At 40.9% G+C, this 17679-nt stretch carries 22 protein-coding genes and 7 tRNA genes; 23 read left to right on the forward strand and 6 right to left on the reverse strand.

Annotated features, from left to right (window positions below; genetic code table 11):
- Positions 1 to 22 precede the first annotated feature (22 nt).
- Together JNO66_RS13700 and JNO66_RS13705 are read right to left on the reverse strand one after the other, a co-directional pair.
- Positions 23 to 517, reverse strand: a complete 495-nt coding sequence (locus JNO66_RS13700; RefSeq protein WP_203088984.1) for a hypothetical protein — start codon at positions 515 to 517, stop codon at positions 23 to 25.
- Positions 518 to 820: 303 nt separating this feature from the next.
- Positions 821 to 1573 (reverse strand): rhomboid family intramembrane serine protease, encoded by a 753-nt coding sequence (locus JNO66_RS13705; protein ID WP_203088985.1) that lies wholly within the window; start codon positions 1571 to 1573, stop codon positions 821 to 823.
- A 52-nt stretch (positions 1574 to 1625) separates the two neighbouring features.
- Between JNO66_RS13705 and acpS the strand changes: the two genes are divergently transcribed.
- The 15 genes from acpS (at position 1626) to JNO66_RS13780 (ending at position 13472) form a co-directional block, all read left to right on the forward strand.
- Entirely contained in the window at positions 1626 to 1976 is a 351-nt protein-coding gene (acpS, locus tag JNO66_RS13710; RefSeq protein WP_203088986.1) for a holo-ACP synthase, read from the forward strand.
- Positions 1977 to 2105: 129 nt separating this feature from the next.
- Positions 2106 to 3119 (forward strand): LolA family protein, encoded by a 1014-nt coding sequence (locus JNO66_RS13715; protein ID WP_203088988.1) that lies wholly within the window; start codon positions 2106 to 2108, stop codon positions 3117 to 3119.
- 128 nt (positions 3120 to 3247) lie between these two features.
- Complete coding sequence (locus JNO66_RS13720; protein ID WP_203088990.1) at positions 3248 to 4081, forward strand: NAD(P)H-hydrate dehydratase; 834 nt, start codon at positions 3248 to 3250, stop codon at positions 4079 to 4081.
- Positions 4082 to 4165: 84 nt separating this feature from the next.
- Complete coding sequence (gene alr / locus JNO66_RS13725; RefSeq protein WP_203089365.1) at positions 4166 to 5329, forward strand: alanine racemase; 1164 nt, start codon at positions 4166 to 4168, stop codon at positions 5327 to 5329.
- Between the two features lie 203 nt (positions 5330 to 5532).
- The gene (locus JNO66_RS13730; protein ID WP_203088992.1) at positions 5533 to 5811 is read left to right on the forward strand and encodes a CopG family ribbon-helix-helix protein; all 279 of its coding nucleotides are present in this window, start codon (positions 5533 to 5535) and stop codon (positions 5809 to 5811) included.
- A 3-nt stretch (positions 5812 to 5814) separates the two neighbouring features.
- Positions 5815 to 6165, forward strand: a complete 351-nt coding sequence (locus JNO66_RS13735) for a type II toxin-antitoxin system PemK/MazF family toxin (RefSeq protein WP_203088994.1) — start codon at positions 5815 to 5817, stop codon at positions 6163 to 6165.
- A 146-nt stretch (positions 6166 to 6311) separates the two neighbouring features.
- On the forward strand, positions 6312 to 7130 hold the full coding sequence (locus JNO66_RS13740; protein ID WP_203088995.1) for an STAS domain-containing protein: 819 nt from the start codon (positions 6312 to 6314) through the stop codon (positions 7128 to 7130).
- A gap of 18 nt (positions 7131 to 7148) precedes the next feature.
- Positions 7149 to 7505 carry an STAS domain-containing protein gene (locus tag JNO66_RS13745; protein WP_203088996.1) on the forward strand — a complete coding sequence of 119 codons (357 nt, stop codon included), beginning with the start codon at positions 7149 to 7151 and terminating at the stop codon, positions 7503 to 7505.
- Between the two features lie 3 nt (positions 7506 to 7508).
- Positions 7509 to 7922 carry an anti-sigma regulatory factor gene (locus tag JNO66_RS13750; RefSeq protein ID WP_203089366.1) on the forward strand — a complete coding sequence of 138 codons (414 nt, stop codon included), beginning with the start codon at positions 7509 to 7511 and terminating at the stop codon, positions 7920 to 7922.
- An 18-nt stretch (positions 7923 to 7940) separates the two neighbouring features.
- Positions 7941 to 8954 carry a PP2C family protein-serine/threonine phosphatase gene (locus tag JNO66_RS13755; RefSeq protein WP_203088997.1) on the forward strand — a complete coding sequence of 338 codons (1014 nt, stop codon included), beginning with the start codon at positions 7941 to 7943 and terminating at the stop codon, positions 8952 to 8954.
- A gap of 82 nt (positions 8955 to 9036) precedes the next feature.
- Positions 9037 to 9366 carry an STAS domain-containing protein gene (locus tag JNO66_RS13760; RefSeq protein WP_203088998.1) on the forward strand — a complete coding sequence of 110 codons (330 nt, stop codon included), beginning with the start codon at positions 9037 to 9039 and terminating at the stop codon, positions 9364 to 9366.
- A complete protein-coding gene (gene rsbW, locus JNO66_RS13765) occupies positions 9363 to 9851 on the forward strand; it encodes an anti-sigma B factor RsbW (RefSeq protein ID WP_203088999.1) in 489 nt (162 codons plus the stop codon). The genes JNO66_RS13760 and rsbW overlap by 4 nt, the downstream gene beginning before the upstream one ends.
- Positions 9811 to 10596, forward strand: coding sequence for an RNA polymerase sigma factor SigB (gene sigB, locus JNO66_RS13770; protein ID WP_203089000.1), 786 nt, complete (start codon positions 9811 to 9813; stop codon positions 10594 to 10596). Before rsbW ends, sigB begins: the two co-directional genes overlap by 41 nt.
- On the forward strand, positions 10596 to 11198 hold the full coding sequence (locus tag JNO66_RS13775) for a SpoIIE family protein phosphatase (RefSeq protein ID WP_203089001.1): 603 nt from the start codon (positions 10596 to 10598) through the stop codon (positions 11196 to 11198). Before sigB ends, JNO66_RS13775 begins: the two co-directional genes overlap by 1 nt.
- 93 nt (positions 11199 to 11291) lie before the next feature.
- Entirely contained in the window at positions 11292 to 13472 is a 2181-nt protein-coding gene (locus tag JNO66_RS13780) for a Tex family protein (protein ID WP_203089002.1), read from the forward strand.
- 27 nt (positions 13473 to 13499) lie between these two features.
- On the opposite strand, the gene cmpA is transcribed toward JNO66_RS13780, so the two are convergent.
- The gene (cmpA, locus tag JNO66_RS13785; protein ID WP_203089003.1) at positions 13500 to 13634 is read right to left on the reverse strand and encodes a cortex morphogenetic protein CmpA; all 135 of its coding nucleotides are present in this window, start codon (positions 13632 to 13634) and stop codon (positions 13500 to 13502) included.
- A gap of 104 nt (positions 13635 to 13738) precedes the next feature.
- Between cmpA and JNO66_RS13790 the strand changes: the two genes are divergently transcribed.
- From JNO66_RS13790 to JNO66_RS13825, 8 genes are all read left to right on the forward strand, one after another.
- The gene (locus JNO66_RS13790) at positions 13739 to 14188 is read left to right on the forward strand and encodes a SprT family protein (protein ID WP_203089004.1); all 450 of its coding nucleotides are present in this window, start codon (positions 13739 to 13741) and stop codon (positions 14186 to 14188) included.
- 72 nt (positions 14189 to 14260) lie between these two features.
- A tRNA-Asn gene (locus JNO66_RS13795) sits at positions 14261 to 14335 on the forward strand.
- Between the two features lies 1 nt (position 14336).
- Positions 14337 to 14427, forward strand: a tRNA-Ser gene (locus tag JNO66_RS13800).
- Positions 14428 to 14433: 6 nt separating this feature from the next.
- A tRNA-Glu gene (locus JNO66_RS13805) sits at positions 14434 to 14508 on the forward strand.
- Positions 14509 to 14808: 300 nt separating this feature from the next.
- Positions 14809 to 14884: transfer RNA gene (locus JNO66_RS13810), tRNA-Val, on the forward strand.
- A gap of 21 nt (positions 14885 to 14905) precedes the next feature.
- A tRNA-Asp gene (locus tag JNO66_RS13815) sits at positions 14906 to 14982 on the forward strand.
- Between the two features lie 20 nt (positions 14983 to 15002).
- A tRNA-Leu gene (locus JNO66_RS13820) sits at positions 15003 to 15084 on the forward strand.
- Positions 15085 to 15119: 35 nt separating this feature from the next.
- Positions 15120 to 15202, forward strand: a tRNA-Leu gene (locus JNO66_RS13825).
- Positions 15203 to 15643: 441 nt separating this feature from the next.
- Here JNO66_RS13825 and JNO66_RS13830 read toward each other — a convergent pair.
- From JNO66_RS13830 to JNO66_RS13840, 3 genes are all read right to left on the reverse strand, one after another.
- Complete coding sequence (locus JNO66_RS13830; RefSeq protein WP_203089005.1) at positions 15644 to 16750, reverse strand: tyrosine-type recombinase/integrase; 1107 nt, start codon at positions 16748 to 16750, stop codon at positions 15644 to 15646.
- A 23-nt stretch (positions 16751 to 16773) separates the two neighbouring features.
- Positions 16774 to 17115: an ImmA/IrrE family metallo-endopeptidase gene (locus JNO66_RS13835; RefSeq protein WP_203089006.1), complete on the reverse strand. Its 342-nt coding sequence runs from the start codon at positions 17113 to 17115 to the stop codon at positions 16774 to 16776.
- 134 nt (positions 17116 to 17249) lie between these two features.
- Positions 17250 to 17651 carry a helix-turn-helix domain-containing protein gene (locus JNO66_RS13840; protein ID WP_203089007.1) on the reverse strand — a complete coding sequence of 134 codons (402 nt, stop codon included), beginning with the start codon at positions 17649 to 17651 and terminating at the stop codon, positions 17250 to 17252.
- Between the last annotated feature and the right edge of the window lie 28 nt (positions 17652 to 17679).

The following is a 17679-nucleotide window of genomic DNA, read 5'->3' on the forward strand; positions in this document are numbered from 1 at the left end:
CCAAAAAGAAAAAGCATGCGGCCTAAGCCAGCATGCTTTTTTGATTAATGGAAATAATGTTATGGTCCGGTTCAGCGTAGATCACGAAGTCTGAGTAGCCATTCTCTTCAAGATGCTTTGCGCCAATATCACAAGCAAGGCCTTCAACCTCACGTTTAAACGGAGATGTGAGACATCCTTCGTTTACTTCGCATAGTCGTTCTAAGTATTGTAGCGTATCTGTTAGTAAGTATGTTTTAGCATGAGAATTTTCTAATTGGCAAATTAACTTATGCTCTAGATTCTTCATCATGGAAATTTCGTCAATGTTAACGATGAGTCGCTCACCATCGTTTGTCATAAAACCGACTGATTGGTAGACACCACGTGTTTGTTCAATACTTGTAAATACTGGGTTTTGAAATTCTTCTCCAGAACGCAAACGAATCGATTTAGCCTCAATCGCACCACCGACTTTTCGTTTGTTTGTGAGTACAGTATGAATATCCTTCAGAGCGTGAACGGTTACTTTTTTCACGAAAGCTCCTCCTTCGCCGTATCATTCTAGCGTAAGTATACTAGAGGATGATAATCATTGTCAATTCGCTATTGGTTTGAAATGTTAATATTCTAATAATAGTATGGTACGGTTATGAGGATAATATACGTGATTAGAAAGAGTGACATAGAAGAGTTGTAAGAATATAAAAACACGAACATAGCAATATATCCGCTACAGGAGAATCCCTCGCTTTTTTTAGGAAAATATAAATGGGGAATGATTCAGCAGTCGAATCATTCCCCATCCTTTAATTTATTTTTAGTTATGTTCCATTAATCCTTACTCCATAAATCGTAGAATCATTAACCCCACAACAATGACTGCGACGACAATCCAGATGATTTTCTTCTTTTGCTTTTTCTTTTCTTGATTGGCCCAGCGGTTTGGGTTAAAGCTAGGCTCCTCGCTGTCATGTACGTGTCGATTGTAATGTCTCGCTTGATAAGGCTTGGCCCCAATTGTAAAAAGGGGAGCGAGAGCCATACCTGCAATAAATCCAAATAGGTGGGCAAGGATGTTGATACCTGGGTTTACAAACGTCATAACTAACGCAATAATGATGATGGTTATAACGAGTTGTGAATTTGCGCGATCAATGAGATCTCTGCGCGCCCAGATCATATAGACAAGTACCCCAAATAAACCAAAGATGGCACCAGAGGCGCCTAGATGAAGGTACGTAATGTCGCCTAAGAAGTACGTAGCGATATTGGCAAGGATTCCAGAGAGTAAATAGACAGCTGTGAACTTTACGGTTCCGAGAATGCGTTCAATTGCCGGACCGAAGATCACAAGGGAAAATGAGTTAAACACCACATGCATCAAATCACGATGCAAGAAGATTGGTGTTACAAGACGCCAAACTTCTCCGAACATTACTTGGAGGTTACTTCCGATCATCCAGAATAGAACTTGATTTCCAAAGGGGAAGAAGTTAACCCACAAGAACAGGATTAAATGGATTGCGACTAAAATCGTAATAACCGGATAATTTTTTCTAAATGAATAAAAACTTTCGTTGCGTATAAACATCGGTACCCTCCTTTTAAAACAAGTAGATGATAAATAGAATTGAGGTTTTTTAATGATTCACGGAATTGGTGTTGATATTATTGAGCTTTCGCGTATCGAACGGGCGATGAAACGAAATGCTCGATTTGTCGAGCGTATCTTAACAACACAGGAACGAGCTGCACTTCAAACCATGTCTGATTCAAGAAAAATAGAATATGTGGCTGGCAGGTTTGCTGCAAAAGAAGCGTTTGTGAAAGCTTCTGGAATAAAAGAGGCTTCATGGATGGACATTGAAATTTTAAATGATTCCACTGGCAAACCGATAATGACGGGGCCAATTGATGAGACGATTCATGTATCCATCTCACATAGTCAAGCGTATGCGGTTGCACAGGTAATTATAGAAGCGAAATCTTTCTGAATCAAGCTTTAGGACTCGTCTGCATATTCACTTAGGTTGTCTCATATAGTTGTAGTGCGAAGGGAAACAGCTCGTCAATCAGACGGTGATTTCTCTAATTAGCGGCAAAATGAGATGGAGGGGTGAAGGATGAAACGAGTTAGCTGGTTCTTCCTGGTAAGCGTGCTAATGATGGTTGTGCTTGCTGGTTGTGGTGAGAAAACACAAGAGGATGTGTTGGAGGATCTAGGAACAACACTTGAAGAGTTGACAGGGTATAAAGCAAAAGCAACAATGCAGCTTGAAACAGGCAATGAACCTCAAACCTATGATGTAGAAGTATGGTATCAGAAGGAAGGGTTCTACAGAGTGATGCTGAATAACAAAGATAAAGATCAGAGTCAAATCATCTTGCGCAATGATGATGGAGTCTTTGTATTAACACCTGCTTTAAATAAGAGCTTCCGTTTCCAAAGTGACTGGCCTAAAACAACAAGTCAGAGTTATCTGTATGAGTCATTAGTGGCTGATATCTTAACAGATCAGGAACGAGTCTTCTCTCAGGATGAGGATCATTACACATTTGAGACAGCAACAAATTACCAAAATAAGAATTTAAACAAACAAGAAATCCAATTGAACAAAAAAGATCTAAGCCCAGTAAAAGTTGAGATTCTGGACGCCGAGCAATCTCCGCTCGTTACACTTGATTTTACGGAGTTTGATAAAAACGCGACATTTAATGATGATGATTTTGAAATGGAACGTAATATGACGGGTGCTCAATTATCTGAACCGACACTTGCTAGCGGTCAAGAAGAAGAGATGGAAATTCTTTACCCAATGTATGTACCTGATGGAACAAGTGCCTCTGCTTCAAAAGAAGTGGAAACTGAAGATGGAACGAGTTATGTTCAGGAATACACTGGAGACAAATCGTTCACACTAATTCAATCTCAGGCGGATGCCGTGCCAGCTTCTACAACATCTACCAACATGGCGGAAGGGCAGCCGGTTGACCTAGGGTTTACGATTGGTGTACAAACGGGAGACGCATTAATCTGGTCCCATGGTGGGTCTGAGTTCTACCTTGCTTCCTCTGATCTTGAGTTAGAAGAAATGGCAAGTGTTGCCCGCTCTGTATACGGAACAACTGAAAAATAATGAATGAAAGGCAACGGTGACGTACATTCCACTCTACTGAGAATGTGCGTCTTTTTTATGTTTTTATGTTATTCCCAATAGGTTGCAGGGTATGAATGATTATTATTTGTTTTGAGAGGGATGACACGATGAGAACAGTCGATAAAGAATTAATTAAAGGGTGGATCCCAAGCCGAGAGGATGACCACGATACAACAAAAAGAGATTATGGTCAGGTTTTATTAATAGGTGGAAGTGCAGGGATGGGAGGCTCGATCATAATGGCAGCTGAAGCCGCCGTTCAATCAGGTGCGGGCTTAACGACCGTAGCCACAGATGCCACACATCATGTAGCTCTTCATACGAGAGTACCTGAAGCGATGGCCTTACCACTGAATGACTTAATGGGCATTAGTGACCAAGTGAAAAAGAGCACTGTTGTCGCAATGGGACCTGGACTCGGCTTACATGAGCGAGCGGTAAACATCTTTCGAATTGTAGTAGCGAGCATAAGAGAAGATCAAACCCTTATTCTCGACGCAGATGCACTAACCTTACTTGCACGTGAAAAAAGTAAGCTGCGTACACAGAAGGTCATTCTTACTCCTCATGCTGGTGAATGGCAGCGAATCACTGGGTTAAATCCTAAAGATCAAACGAACGAACAAAATCAGGATTGGGCAGAACAGCTCCATGCAACTGTTGTACTTAAGGGAGATCGGACTCGAATCTATACAGAACAAGAATCTTTCCTTAACATCAAGGGTTCACCAGCCATGGCTACTGGAGGGATGGGTGATTGTTTAACGGGAATCATCGCTGGGTTATGTGCGCAATCGCGTAATGAGTTAGAAGGGCTCGTCTCAGCAGTCTACATCCATTCGCTTATTGGAGAAGAATTGGCTAAACATCAGCATATGGTTCGTCCCATACAGATCGCGGAGCTGCTCCCGACCTATATAAAAAGCATATCAACGAATTGACAGGTTGCAATTAAGCCATTCATAATCAGATTATCCAAGAGGATGAATGATAAATGGAGAGTGACCAAGATGCAAGCTAAGCAAATGGATCCGTATTATCGTGACACATGGGTGGAAGTGAATCTATCCGCCATTGAACAAAATGTGCGCTCGTTATCGCATGTTTATAAAGACCAAAACACAGCCATTATGGCTGTAGTAAAAGCAGATGGCTATGGACATGGCGCAATCCCTGTTGCAAAATCGGCAATTGATGGCGGCGCAACCTTTTTAGGAGTAGCCATTTTAGATGAGGCGGTTGAATTACGTGAGGCTGGAATAACTGCACCAATCCTAGTACTTGGGCGGGTCCGACCAATCGATGCGTGTGTTGCAGCAAAGCACCACATCGCTGTGACTGTGTTCTCAAAAGAATGGCTAGTTAGTGCTAAAGAATATTTAGACTCATCTAACCCTTTAACGATTCATGTTAAATGTGATACCGGGATGGGGCGTCTTGGAATAACAGACCCTAAAGAAATAAAAGAAATGATTCAGATTATTCATGGATCAGATACATTTTATCTTGAAGGAATGTTCACTCATTTTGCAACGGCAGATGAGCTGGATATTACTTATTATCAAGAGCAATTCCAACAGTTTCGGCAATTTATTCAACAGCTAGAGGAAGAAAGCATTTCAATCCCTTTGATCCATTGTGCAAACAGTGCGGCGGCATTGCGATTTCCGGAGCGTGCCTTTAATATGGTGCGATTTGGAATTTCTATGTATGGTTTAAGTCCGTCTCCTGAGATCAAAGACCAGCTCCCTTTTCCCCTTATGCCTGCTTTTCAACTCAAAACAAGGCTTGCTCAAGTGAAGAAGCTCGAAGCAGGAAAGGCAATAAGCTACGGGGCCACATATGTAACCCAAACGGATGAATGGATTGGAACGCTGCCTATTGGCTATGCCGATGGATGGATTAGAGCACATTCAACGAACGGAGGCACTGTTTTAGTTGATGGAGAAGAGCTCCCTTTTGTTGGAAGAATTTGCATGGATCAATGTATGGTCCGTTTAAATTCCTCAAAAGAAGAAGGTACGATCGTCACCTTAATCGGTCATGGTCATGGCAAGGAGATTTCAATGGATGCAGTCGCACGAAGGCTTGATACCATTAACTACGAAATTCCTTGTATCATTAGTAAGCGGGTACCCAGACTTTATTTTAAAAATGGCAATTTAATTTCTGTTAAGAACCAAATCTAAAGAAAATGTATATCCAAAACTCGGTAGGGAATGATTTCTAACAAGAATATCTTATAAACCTTCTCAAAAACCTCTTTGCAATCCTTACATTCCAATGCTATGATAAATCTTGAATAGAAAAGGTAAAAGCCACAAGCTTGTTACCGTCGAACGGCAGAGTGATTTTTGTACAAGGCGTTTTATGGTGGAGGTTGATACGTTTTATGAAGGATCAACAATTTAAGGATATTACCGTTACATTACCCCAACAATTGTTAAACGAGGTGGATGCATTGTTAGAACAGGAAAACCTTAATAGAAGTGAGTTTATCTCTAGAGCAACTAAAACGTATATCATGGAAAAACAACAATCCCAAATTCGCGAATCGATGCAGCAAGGTTACATGGAGATGGCAAAAATTAATCTGACAATTGCATCAGAGGCTTTTCTTGCGGAGGAGGAAGCGGATCTACCCCTTGTTCGTTTAGTAAGTGGGGTGTAGCATTTGATTGTGAAAAGAGGAGACGTATATTTTGCGGACCTCTCACCGGTGGTAGGTTCCGAACGGGGCGGTGTCAGGCCTGTTTTAATCATTCAAAATGATATTGGAAACCGTTTCAGTCCTACTGTAATTGTTGCGGCAATTACAGCGCAAATTCAAAAAGCTAAATTACCGACTCATGTTGAAATTAATGCGAAAAGGTATGGATTTGACCGTGATTCGGTTATATTACTAGAACAACTACGTACAATAGATAAACAACGTTTAACGGATAAGATTACGCATCTTGATGAAAACATGATGAATTCAGTCAATGAGGCATTATTTATAAGTTTAGGTTTAGTTGATTTTTGATTCAACCATTCGGAATCCCCCCTTTTAAGATAGTGGGGATTTTTTATTGTTTAGGCCAAATTGATAGAATTTAGGGTAGTTTCTCTTTGCAACAAAAGCGAACTCATGGAATAATGAGGATAGAGACTATATTTGGAGGATATTCTATGCAATCGACCGCACTTTCCTATTTACACCAACATCAAGAGCGAATTATCAACCAATGGGATCAGCAGTTATCAGCTTTGCGGAGTGAGGGCGAAATTAAAGCTTCACTCGAAAAAGCTGTAGAGCACACAAATCAAGAATACATGAACTTAATTCTTCAAACAGCTAGGCTAAATGAAGAGGATTCTTTAGAAGGATTAAGACAATTCACCGAGCAGTATATTCAATCGGGCCGGTCACTGACTTACTTTACTAAAGCACTTCAAGGCCTAAGAAAAGCGTTTCATCAACAGCTTAAAGATGTTCCACCAGTCGGGGCGGACGTCTTAGATATTTATAGTGATTTGAACGAATGGATTGACAACATGAATAATTTTCTTGTATCTAAGTACATTGAATCGTGGGAAGATACATTAGAAATGCAAAAGCTTTCTTTACTAGAATTATCGGCACCTCTTATTCCTGTGTTTGAAGGAATAACAGTCATGCCTCTAATCGGCAGTATTGATACGACTCGAGCGAAGTTAATCATGGAAAATCTATTAAATGGAGTCATTAAAAATCGTTCAAAGGTTGTCTTAATTGATATTACGGGTGTACCTATTGTAGATACAATGGTAGCTCACCACATCATTGAGGCTTCTGAAGCAGTAAGACTCGTCGGGGCAACATCAATTCTTGTGGGTATTCGTCCTGAAATTGCACAAACCATTGTTAATTTAGGCATTGATTTAACGAAATTCCCAACAAAGAGTACGCTCCAAAAGGGAATGCAAAAAGCGCTTGAAATGTGTAATCAAAATAAGATTGAGTTGTAAGCTGGAGGTATAGGATTAATGAGGATCCCAATTTTAAAACTTGGAGAATATTTACTAATTAGTATACAAACTGAATTAGATGACCAAACGGCGCTTCAATTTCAAGAGGACCTTCTTAATAAGATTCATCAAGAAGGATCATCAGGCGTAGTCATTGACTTAACGTCAGTTGATATGATCGACTCATTTATTGCAAAAGTTTTAGGTGATGTGGTCGATATGTCAAGCTTGATGGGAGCAAAGGTTGTTCTTACAGGCATTAGACCCGCTGTAGCTATTACATTAATTGATATGGGAATAAAGTTAGAGGATGTATCAACAGCACTAGATTTGGAACAAGGCTTAGAGAAATTGCAACAGGAACTGGAGGGTTAGATGATGGAAACCCAATCCTGTGTTGAAGTAAAAAATGAATGGGGAATTGTTGCTGCAAGACAGGCAGGAAGAACCCTTTCAAAGGAGCTTGGCTTTGGAAATGTAGATCAAGCCAGGATTACGACAGCCATCTCAGAGCTTGCTCGTAATATTTATCTTTACGCACAACGTGGAGAAATTAAGATTGAGATCGTTGAAGACAAAGGAAAGTTCGGAACAAAAAAGGGAATTAAAATTATTGCATCAGACTTAGGGCCTGGTATACCTGATTTAAGACAGGTGATGGTCGATGGGTTCACGACTTCAAGTGGGCTTGGAGCAGGTCTACCTGGTGTAAGACGATTAATGGACGATTTTAATATTGAATCTGAAGTAGATAAAGGGACAACCATTACGGCAACTAAATGGCTCCGCTAAGGAGGACGACAATGCACTATGAATTACACAGACAACAATATCGAAACGTCCTATAAAAAGATTTTAGAGTCCTATTTAAATACAGGGAGCGAGCATGTTCTCTACGAAGCGCAACAATTCACGAGAACATTGCTTGAGCATAAGACTTCACCAGAAGAACTTGTGAGTCTCCATCGCTCTATTATGGATCAGCTGTATCCTGAGCTGCCTGATGACATTCAAGCATCGTTTGATTTTCTTTTAGAAGCAATGATGGGATACGGAATGGCCTATCGGGAGCATCAAATTTTAAGAGATCGTCAGCAAGAGCTTGAGGCAGAGATTGATGTTGCAGCAAAAATGCAACAAACACTCCTGCCTCGAGAAGACGTCTCTGTACAAGGGTTAGATATTGGAATTGTAAGTGTACCTGCTAAGAAAATGAGCGGTGATTATTACCACTATGTTCAAGACCAATTTGGAAGTATCGGGCTAGCCATCGCGGATATTATCGGAAAAGGTGTGCCAGCAGCTCTATGTATGTCCATGATTAAGTATGCCATGGATAGTTTGCCTGAGCAGCAATTGAATCCAAGTGCTCTTTTAGAGAATTTAAATCGCGTAGTTGAGCAAAATGTAGACGACAGCATGTTTGTGACGATGATGTACGGATACTACAATATTCAAGCTCATGAATTTACCTATTCAGGTGCTGGACACGAGCCAGGTTTCTTTTATCATGCCAAAAACGATTCATTTGAGGATTTGAGCGCAAAGGGTTTAGTTCTCGGTGTCTCAAAAAAGGCGACGTATCAGGAATATGTGAAACAGCTCGACATTGGAGATATGGTGATTCTCTTAACCGACGGTGTAACGGAATGCCGTATGGGAGAAGAGTTTCTTGAACGTGAAGAAATTGTGGATCTCATACGTAAATCAATGCATCTTAAGGCACAGGAGTTAGCTGAAAATGTCTATCGTGAACTAAGTAAATTGCAGGACTTTACATTACGAGATGATTTAACATTAATCATTTTAAGAAGACAGGTTTAAATACCAACGTTTTGTGGTAAACAAGGTACATTGAATACTAAACATAAAGTCGAGACGGTTCTAACTCAAGGAGGTTGCTACATTGAATTTGGATATACGAGTTGAGGAATTAGAAAGTCAAAAGAATGTCTTTCTCGCTGGAGAAATTGATACGTATACAGCACCTAAGTTGAAGGAAACCCTTGTTCCACTTACTGAAGGATCAGGAGTAGAAGTTGTGGTGGACTTATCTGAGGTTCAATATATAGATAGTACGGGTTTAGGAGTATTTGTTGGAGTTCTTAAGGCAACTGACTCAAATGACAGCACGTTAACATTAGTTGGTATGTCAGAGCGTATCAAACGTCTTTTTGTCATTACTGGTCTAGATGAAGTGATGAACATTGTTGATCGGGGGGAAGAAGCCAAATGAATGAACATCAAGTAGACCATATAGAAATGAGTATTCCAGCGAAAGCGGAATACGTCGGTGTAGTACGCCTGACCATTTCGGGAATTGCCAATCGGTTAGGTTTTTCTTATGACGATATAGAGGATATGAAGATTGCAGTAGCTGAAGCTTGTACAAATGCTGTCAGTCATGCATATGAAGATGGCGGCAATGTTAAAATTGCCTGTGACTTATTTGAAGACCGAATTGAAATTATTATTGCGGATGAAGGTCAAAGCTTTGATAGCAAAGAGCTTCAAGGCAAGCTCGGACCTGTTGATTCCAAGCAGCCAATCGGTGATATGAAAGAAGGTGGACTTGGTTTATTCCTCATTAGTACTCTCATGGATAAAGTACAGATTCACGATGAAGCGGGAGTGGTACTGATGATGACAAAGTTTCTACGGAAAAATGAGGTGGAAGAACATGTCGACGGAATCTCATCACTACAGTCAGAACAAGGATAAGGTTTACGGGTGGATCAAAGAATTTCAAGAAACTCGTAACGATGATGTCCAACTGAAGCTGGTCAAGCACTATGAAGCTTTAGTCCGTTCACTATCAAGGAAATTCTCAAAGGGCAGAGAGCATGATGAGGATTTATTCCAAGTTGGCATGGTCGGCTTACTAGCTGCATTGCAACGCTTTGACGGAGAATTCGGTCGCAGCTTTGAGTCTTTTGCTGTGCCGACCATAGTTGGTGAAATTAAGAGATTCATTCGTGATAAGACGTGGAGTGTGCACGTGCCTCGTCGAATCAAAGAGCTTGGACCTAAAATTAAAAAAGCAGTAGACACGCTCACATCTGAATTGCAGCGTTCTCCCCAATTACATGAGATCTCAGATTTCCTAGATGTATCCGAAGAAGAAATTCTTGAAACCATGGAGATGAGCAAAAGCTATCAGGCTCTATCAGTTAACCGTGCACTTGAAGCGGACCAAGAGGGTGGAGAAGTCACTCTTCTAGATTTAGTTGGTAAAGAAGATAGTGGGTATGAGCAGACGGATCAGCAAATGCTTTTAGAAAAAGCATTTCAAGTGTTAAACGAACGGGAAAAATTAATCCTTCAATACACTTATTACGATAACTATAGTCAAAAGGAAGCGGGAGAACGCTTAGGAATCTCACAGATGCATGTGTCAAGGCTACAACGCCGTGCATTGGAAAAACTAAGAGAATCGATTCGCGTGGAACCGTCTGAGATTTTGTAATGGTTATGTATACGCAAGATCATCACATTGAAGTCGCTGTCTTAGAACGATCAAAGAATAACGGAGAGTATTGTGGAGATGCTCATACAATTATTAACACAGATGATTATATAGTATGTGCCGTCATTGACGGATTAGGAAGTGGAGAAGGGGCAAGCGAATCAGCACAAGCTGCGGCTGAAGTCGTGAAGCAACACCATCACTTACCTGTGAAAGAGATTGTTGAGAAGTGTAACCAAGCATTATTAAACAAGCGTGGCGCAGTTTTAACGGTCGTTAAACTGGATCTGAAAGAACGCAAGATCAGTTACAGCAACGTAGGTAACATTGGGTTTACGATGTATAATCCTAACGGAACAGCCGTTCAACCCATTTCAAGAAGAGGCTACTTGTGCGGTCGCCATGAAAAGATACAAGAAAGTCACTATTACTACGATGAAGGAACGATTTTTATCCTTTATTCGGATGGTGTGGCAAGCCCTCCTCCTAAATTGACCCTCCTTGAGATCAATAGCTTAAGTGAAAACAAAAACCGAATTTTTGACGCAGCCAAATATGTAGACAATGATGATGTCACTTTGTTAATAGGGAAATTAAAATAAGCTTTTCACCGTTTGATGAGGTGGAAGGCTTATTTTATTTGCGATGGAAGTCTATGATAGAATAGCTTTATGGAAACAAAGGAGGGCGAGAACATGGAAGAGAAGGATTCGATGATTCAGCAGATTGCCACAGAGCTAACTGTAAAAGCAACACACGTCAAACAAGTAATAGCCATGATGGACGAAGGGAACACCGTCCCATTTATCGCGAGATACCGTAAAGAAATGACGGGTGGAATGGATGAGGTCCAGTTGAAGGAGCTGGCTGAGCGGTGGGCCTATGTGAACCAATTAAGCGACCGTAAAGCAGAGGTCATTCGTCTCATTGATGCACAAGAGAAGCTAACAGATGAATTACGCCAAGCCATTGAAGCAGCAGATAAATTGCAAACGATCGAGGACTTATACCGTCCATACAAGCAAAAGCGTCGCACCAGAGCAACTGTTGCGAAGGACAAGGGACTTGAGCCTTTAGCGGAATGGTTATTTGCCTTACCTAGAACCGGAGAACCAACACAAGAGGCTGAGAAATACATATCTGAAGAACATGAAATCGAAACAGTTGAAGCTGCAATCGAAGGGGCGCAGGACATTATCGCCGAGTGGGTCGCAGATGATGCAGACCTCAGAAGTCTCATTCGGATCAAAACGATTAAAGAAGGTAGCTTAGTGGCCGAAGTAAAGAATCAGGAAGCAGATGAAAAAGGCGTGTTCGAGATGTACTACGATTATTCCGAACCCCTAAAATCCATTGCTCCGCACCGCGTATTAGCTGTAAACCGTGGAGAGAAGGAAGGCATTCTAAAAGTTCGTGTGAGCGCTCCAGACGACCGCTTAACAAGTGAGCTTGTTCGCAAGACCATTCGTTCATTTGACTCAAAGGCAATCCCGTTTGTAGAAGTTGCGGTCCAGGACAGCTATAAGCGTCTGATCCAGCCATCGATCGAACGAGAAGTGCGTAACGAGCTGAATGAAGCAGGAGAAGAGCAGGCCATCCACATTTTTGCTGAGAACCTCCGCAATCTATTGCTTCAGCCACCAATGAAGCAGCAAATTGTTCTTGGTGTTGACCCGGCATATCGTACAGGCTGTAAGCTGGCTGTAGTGGACCATACAGGAAAGGTACTTGATATCCGAGTGATCTATCCGACCCCACCTAAGTCAGAAGTGGAGCAATCATCCAAAGTGGTGAAGCAGCTTATTAAGCAGTTTGGTGTAAACGTCATAGCCATTGGAAATGGAACTGCATCAAGAGAAACGGAACAATTCATCGCAGACACGATTCGTGAGGTAGAAGATGAAGTCTTTTACGTGATCGTTAACGAAGCTGGAGCAAGTGTGTACTCAGCTTCAGACAATGGGCGTGAAGAATTCCCGGATCTGCAGGTAGAAGAGCGCAGTGCCATCTCAATTGCCCGTAGACTTCAGGACCCGCTTGCAGAGCTTGTCAAAATTGATCCGAAATCAGTAGGGGTCGGCCAGTATCAACATGATGTTTCGCAAAAGAAACTAACAGAATCCTTATCCTTTGTTGTGGAAACCGTTGTAAACCGAGTAGGAGTGAACGTGAACACCGCGTCCGCTGCGCTCTTGCAATATGTCGCAGGTTTATCAAAAACGGTAGCCAACAACATTATCAAAAAACGTGATGAAGAAGGTCGTTTTAATAGTCGCGCAGAACTTAAGAAAATACCGCGCCTCGGTGCAAAAACATATGAACAATGTATTGGATTCCTACGTATCCAAAATGGCAAACAGCCACTTGATGCGACGGGCATTCACCCAGAGAGCTACAAGGTAGCAGCGTCCATACTGGAGAAGGCAGCCATCCCTGCGACAGACATTGGCTCAGATGTAGCGAAGGAGCGATTGCAGGCGATGAATATTCAATCATTGGCAGAAGAGCTGAACATTGGCCTTCCAACCTTACAAGACATTATCGACGCCTTTATCCGCCCAACTCGTGATCCACGGGATGAAGTAGCCAAGCCACTTTTAAAACAGGACGTCTTAAAGATGGAAGACTTAGAACCAGGAATGGAGCTGGAAGGAACCGTTCGTAACGTCGTAGACTTTGGTGCCTTTGTAGACATCGGAGTGAAACAGGATGGGCTCGTCCACATCTCGAAGCTTACAAAGCGTTTTGTCAAAAATCCAATGGATGTGGTTGCAGTCGGAGATATCGTCACGGTCTGGGTATCGTCCGTAGACGTACAAAAAGGAAGAATTGCACTGACGATGCTTCCACCAGAAAACCAAACCCTTTCCTCATAAAGAAGACGAAAAACCGACCTTTCTTGCTTAAGGTCGGTTTTTCACTTGTTTCTCCCCGTCCTTCTGTTGATAATAAAACCAGCACTGGTTCAACACGCGGAGCTGATACTTGTTCTTCTCGACGAATGCACGTTTCAATTGCTTCTTTAACCAGTTAGGCATGATTCGCCAACTCCTTCGTTCATATGATAATATTATCTACTATATGCAATGCAGTTTGTCAGTGTTTCCTAAAAGACAAACAAAGAACGAAAGGGTGAAACTAAATGCACGAGCAAGACCTGCAGCAGCTCGTCGAAGACCTGTCTAATACACACTTCAATCGACCCTTTCTGCACAAAGCCCGCTTTAACCCGAGACTCCGAACCACAGGAGGCCGGTACTTCTTGCGCTCACACGACATCGAGATTAACCCCAAGATGCTTGAAGCCTTTGGAGAAGAAGAACTCATTGGCATTATCAAACACGAGCTATGCCATTACCATCTGCATATTTTAAAAAGAGGGTACCAGCATAAGGATCAAGACTTTAAGCAGCTTCTTGCTAAAGTAGGGGGACTTAGACACTGCCAGGTCATCGAAGGCGCACAAAATACACCAAAACAGCTGCATAATTACGTTTGCACAAACTGCAAACAAACCTATACGCGCAAACGCAGAGTCAACACTGCGCGCTATGCCTGCGGAAAATGTAGAGGGAAATTAAAAAAAGTTTAAAAAAGATATTGCTTGGACACCTTGTCTGTGATATATTATAGAAGTCGCCAAAACGACAAGCATTTTACATATTCCACAGTAGCTCAGTGGTAGAGCAATCGGCTGTTAACCGATCGGTCGTAGGTTCGAGTCCTACCTGTGGAGCCATGGAGAAGTACCCAAGTGGCTGAAGGGGCGCCCCTGCTAAGGGTGTAGGTCGTGTAAGCGGCGCGAGGGTTCAAATCCCTCCTTCTCCGCCATTTTAAGGCCCGTTGGTCAAGTGGTTAAGACACCGCCCTTTCACGGCGGTATCACGGGTTCGAATCCCGTACGGGTCACCATTTCTGTGAAACCAACCGAAGAGATTCGAAGGTTGTCACAACAATATTTCCTGGTTTGGCAAGAAGAAGCGAGAAGGTCGAGGACATGAGTTTTTGAAGGAGGGAGCGTACAAGCGTACGTGACTGACTGAAAATAACGAAATGGACGAAGAGATTCGAAGGTTATTCGCAGCCAAATAACGAAGAGAAGCAAGGAGTTCAAGGACACAAGTTTTCGAAAGAAGGAGCGTACCTTAGTACGTGACTGATTGAGAATAACGCAGTGGACGAAGAAATCCGACGCTTATCTGAAGTTATAATGGAGGATTAGCTCAGCTGGGAGAGCATCTGCCTTACAAGCAGAGGGTCGGCGGTTCGAGCCCGTCATCCTCCACCATTTTTTCTTGAAATAAATATTGGTCCGGTAGTTCAGTTGGTTAGAATGCCTGCCTGTCACGCAGGAGGTCGCGGGTTCGAGTCCCGTCCGGACCGCCATTATCTTATTATCTAAATACGCGGGTGTGGCGGAATTGGCAGACGCGCTAGATTTAGGATCTAGTGTCTTATGACGTGGGGGTTCAAGTCCCTTCACCCGCACTTTTCACAAAGTGCTTTTTTTTATGCAACAACGAGCGGTTGTGGCGGAATGGCAGACGCGCTAGGTTGAGGGCCTAGTGAGGTTAAACTCGTGGAGGTTCGAGTCCTCTCAACCGCATATAGGTGAAATCGAGTAGTAGCAAGGCTTTCGGAGCTTTGGTGCTATTTTTTTTGCGTTCTAAAACTGGAGAGTATTAAAAATTCTTTCCACATTCTTTCCACACATGTTTTGGTGCATGATAACGAAAATCTGTAATGTTCGGTTTTAGCCATTTAACGATAATTTAAAGAAAATAGTCAAACAAATTTTGATACGTGTAAAACAGTAAAAATGACAACGCAATTCCAACCATTATAGATGAAGATGCTATCACTATGAACTTACGAATTGTAATTTCATTTCTCTTATAAGCTATGTTCAGTGCTTTTACAATAGTGAAAATTGTCATAGCTAAAATTACTGTTGAAAATATAGTTGCTAAAGTTGCTTCCATGAGTTCAATCCTTTCAAGACGATTTCAAATTTGGTTATCTTTATTTTACAATGTATTTTAACCAGTTAAAACAGCTCATCTAACCTATCTGCTGTTTCTTGTTGCTTATTTGGATAAAGGTGACCATAAACATCGATTGTAGTCTTGATTGAAGCATGACCTAACCTTTCTTTTATCGTAGCATAATCCTCTTTTTGATGTATTAGCAAAGCGACATGAGAATGACGTAAATCATGCAGCCTAATTGGATCTAAGTCACTATCTTTACATATCAACTTTATTTTCCTACTGAAACGATCTTTAGTAGGAGGGACGTCTTTGTACTGGAAGATATGTGTTTGATCAGTGTGAGTCATTCTTAGCCTATCAAAAAGGTACTTTTGCTTTTCTTTCCATTCATCAAGTAATAAAAGAAGCTTATTGTTTACACTTATACGTCTAATAGAGCTCCTTGTTTTAGGTTCAGCTATCACCAGTTCGCTTCTATTATAAGATAAAGACTTATAGACATTTATCTCACGTCTATATGGATCAATGTCAGTCCAATTCAAGGCAAGCATTTCACCACATCTCATACCAGTTAAATAAGCTGTGGAATAGAAAGCTCTAAAAAGGAAGTCTTCTTCTTCGATCAACGACAAGAATTGTTTAAACTCATCAGGTGTCCAAAACTTCATTTGTTTAGTGGTCTTTCTGAGGTTCTTAACGTTATCAGACGGATTAAATGACATAGCATTCTCTTCAACAGCTTTTCTGAAAATACATTTAAGTATAATCATAATGTTATTAATGGACTTGTTAGCCATCTGAGAAGCAATAAGTTTCTCCTGAAATTTCCTCACGTCTCTTGTTGTGATACCTCGTAAGAAACTATTCTCCCAGTAAGGAGTAATATGTTTTCCCACAACATAACGGATCATTGAAAAGGTGCTTTGTTTCGAATGTATTTTGCAATCTTCAAGGTACAAATCTCTGACTAAAGAAAAACTTAAATTACGTTCTCCGAAAATTTGCTTTGTATTATAAATATGATGCAATTCATCTTCGTATTTTTCCGCTTCCTTTCTAGTGTTAAACACTTTAATTTTTCTTCTTCTGCGACCAGTAACTGGATCTTCTCCTAAACTAACATCAACTTTAAACTTGCCATTGTCAGTCGGTTTGATTGGCATATTAATACCTCCTAAACAGATTTTTAAGTATGAAAGCATGTCAGAAGTTTTTCTGCAAACAAGTCTGCTTCTACATTTTCATCACTCCCTAAAAACAATGTACAATTTATTAGTTTAAAAAAGTCATTATCCCTATGTAAAAAATAATGACCTAGCTCATGAGCTAGGAAGAATTGAATGTCAGAAAAAAACTTAGAAACATGTATCACAAAAAGTCCATTATGTACTTGTGACATGCATTCAACTTTTCCTAGCTCACTATAGAGGATGAAGATATTAAGCTTATCGCAAATTTCCCAAGGGTTACTAGTACCTAATGTTGTTGTAACTGATTCACATTCTAGAAAAATTTCATCTTCTGACAACAAGAAAACCACCCTCTTCTGTATTTATAGAAATTACAATAAAAGCATTGTTTTTCTAAAATACGGGGTGATTATCCATATTGTTTCACAAAAATCGATAAACAGTAAGGTAGTCCTACAAAATAACTGGAAATTTACTTTTTCTTGTTATTTTTAGCGGATAGATACTCGTCCACAAAATTTACCCCATTTTTAAGTGCTACTTTAACTAACTGTGCCGTTTCCTCATCAATTTCACCTTTAGAAAGAAATTGTATATCTTCGGTGCTTAATTCTAACAGTACTTCATTGAAGGTTTTATCCAAAGGATTACTAAGGTCAATTTCCTTTGTGTTTTCAGAATTAATGTCTAACAGAAAGTCAGCAGATACATTGTAAAGTTCAGCAAGCTTTTTTAATGTCTGCGTGTCAGGATCTCTAAAATCACGTTCATAGGTTGATAAAACGTTATTAGATATATTTAATTTCTTAGCAGCTTCCTTTTGTTTAAGGTTACTTTGTATTCTCGCAATTCTAAGGCGTTGTCCTAAAGTCATTAATATCCCTCATTCTACTTTTAGTTCA

The sequence above is a fragment of the Alkalicoccobacillus gibsonii genome (genome assembly GCF_016798245.1).
Classification (GTDB): Bacteria; Bacillota; Bacilli; order Bacillales; family Bacillaceae_D; genus Alkalicoccobacillus; species Alkalicoccobacillus gibsonii.

Bases quoted from the DNA above. Each gene is read 5' to 3' on its own strand.
- JNO66_RS13705 (WP_203088985.1), bottom strand. From the start codon at position 1,573: ATGTTTATACGCAACGAAAGTTTTTATTCATTTAGAAAAAATTATCCG.
- acpS (WP_203088986.1), top strand. From the start codon at position 1,626: ATGATTCACGGAATTGGTGTTGATATTATTGAGCTTTCGCGTATCGAA.
- JNO66_RS13715 (WP_203088988.1), top strand. From the start codon at position 2,106: ATGAAACGAGTTAGCTGGTTCTTCCTGGTAAGCGTGCTAATGATGGTT.
- JNO66_RS13720 (WP_203088990.1), top strand. From the start codon at position 3,248: ATGAGAACAGTCGATAAAGAATTAATTAAAGGGTGGATCCCAAGCCGA.
- alr (WP_203089365.1), top strand. From the start codon at position 4,166: ATGGATCCGTATTATCGTGACACATGGGTGGAAGTGAATCTATCCGCC.
- JNO66_RS13730 (WP_203088992.1), top strand. From the start codon at position 5,533: ATGAAGGATCAACAATTTAAGGATATTACCGTTACATTACCCCAACAA.
- JNO66_RS13740 (WP_203088995.1), top strand. From the start codon at position 6,312: ATGCAATCGACCGCACTTTCCTATTTACACCAACATCAAGAGCGAATT.
- JNO66_RS13745 (WP_203088996.1), top strand. From the start codon at position 7,149: ATGAGGATCCCAATTTTAAAACTTGGAGAATATTTACTAATTAGTATA.
- JNO66_RS13750 (WP_203089366.1), top strand. From the start codon at position 7,509: ATGGAAACCCAATCCTGTGTTGAAGTAAAAAATGAATGGGGAATTGTT.
- JNO66_RS13755 (WP_203088997.1), top strand. From the start codon at position 7,941: ATGAATTACACAGACAACAATATCGAAACGTCCTATAAAAAGATTTTA.
- rsbW (WP_203088999.1), top strand. From the start codon at position 9,363: ATGAATGAACATCAAGTAGACCATATAGAAATGAGTATTCCAGCGAAA.
- sigB (WP_203089000.1), top strand. From the start codon at position 9,811: ATGTCGACGGAATCTCATCACTACAGTCAGAACAAGGATAAGGTTTAC.
- JNO66_RS13775 (WP_203089001.1), top strand. From the start codon at position 10,596: ATGGTTATGTATACGCAAGATCATCACATTGAAGTCGCTGTCTTAGAA.
- JNO66_RS13780 (WP_203089002.1), top strand. From the start codon at position 11,292: ATGGAAGAGAAGGATTCGATGATTCAGCAGATTGCCACAGAGCTAACT.
- cmpA (WP_203089003.1), bottom strand. From the start codon at position 13,634: ATGCCTAACTGGTTAAAGAAGCAATTGAAACGTGCATTCGTCGAGAAG.
- JNO66_RS13790 (WP_203089004.1), top strand. From the start codon at position 13,739: ATGCACGAGCAAGACCTGCAGCAGCTCGTCGAAGACCTGTCTAATACA.
- JNO66_RS13830 (WP_203089005.1), bottom strand. From the start codon at position 16,750: ATGCCAATCAAACCGACTGACAATGGCAAGTTTAAAGTTGATGTTAGT.
- JNO66_RS13840 (WP_203089007.1), bottom strand. From the start codon at position 17,651: ATGACTTTAGGACAACGCCTTAGAATTGCGAGAATACAAAGTAACCTT.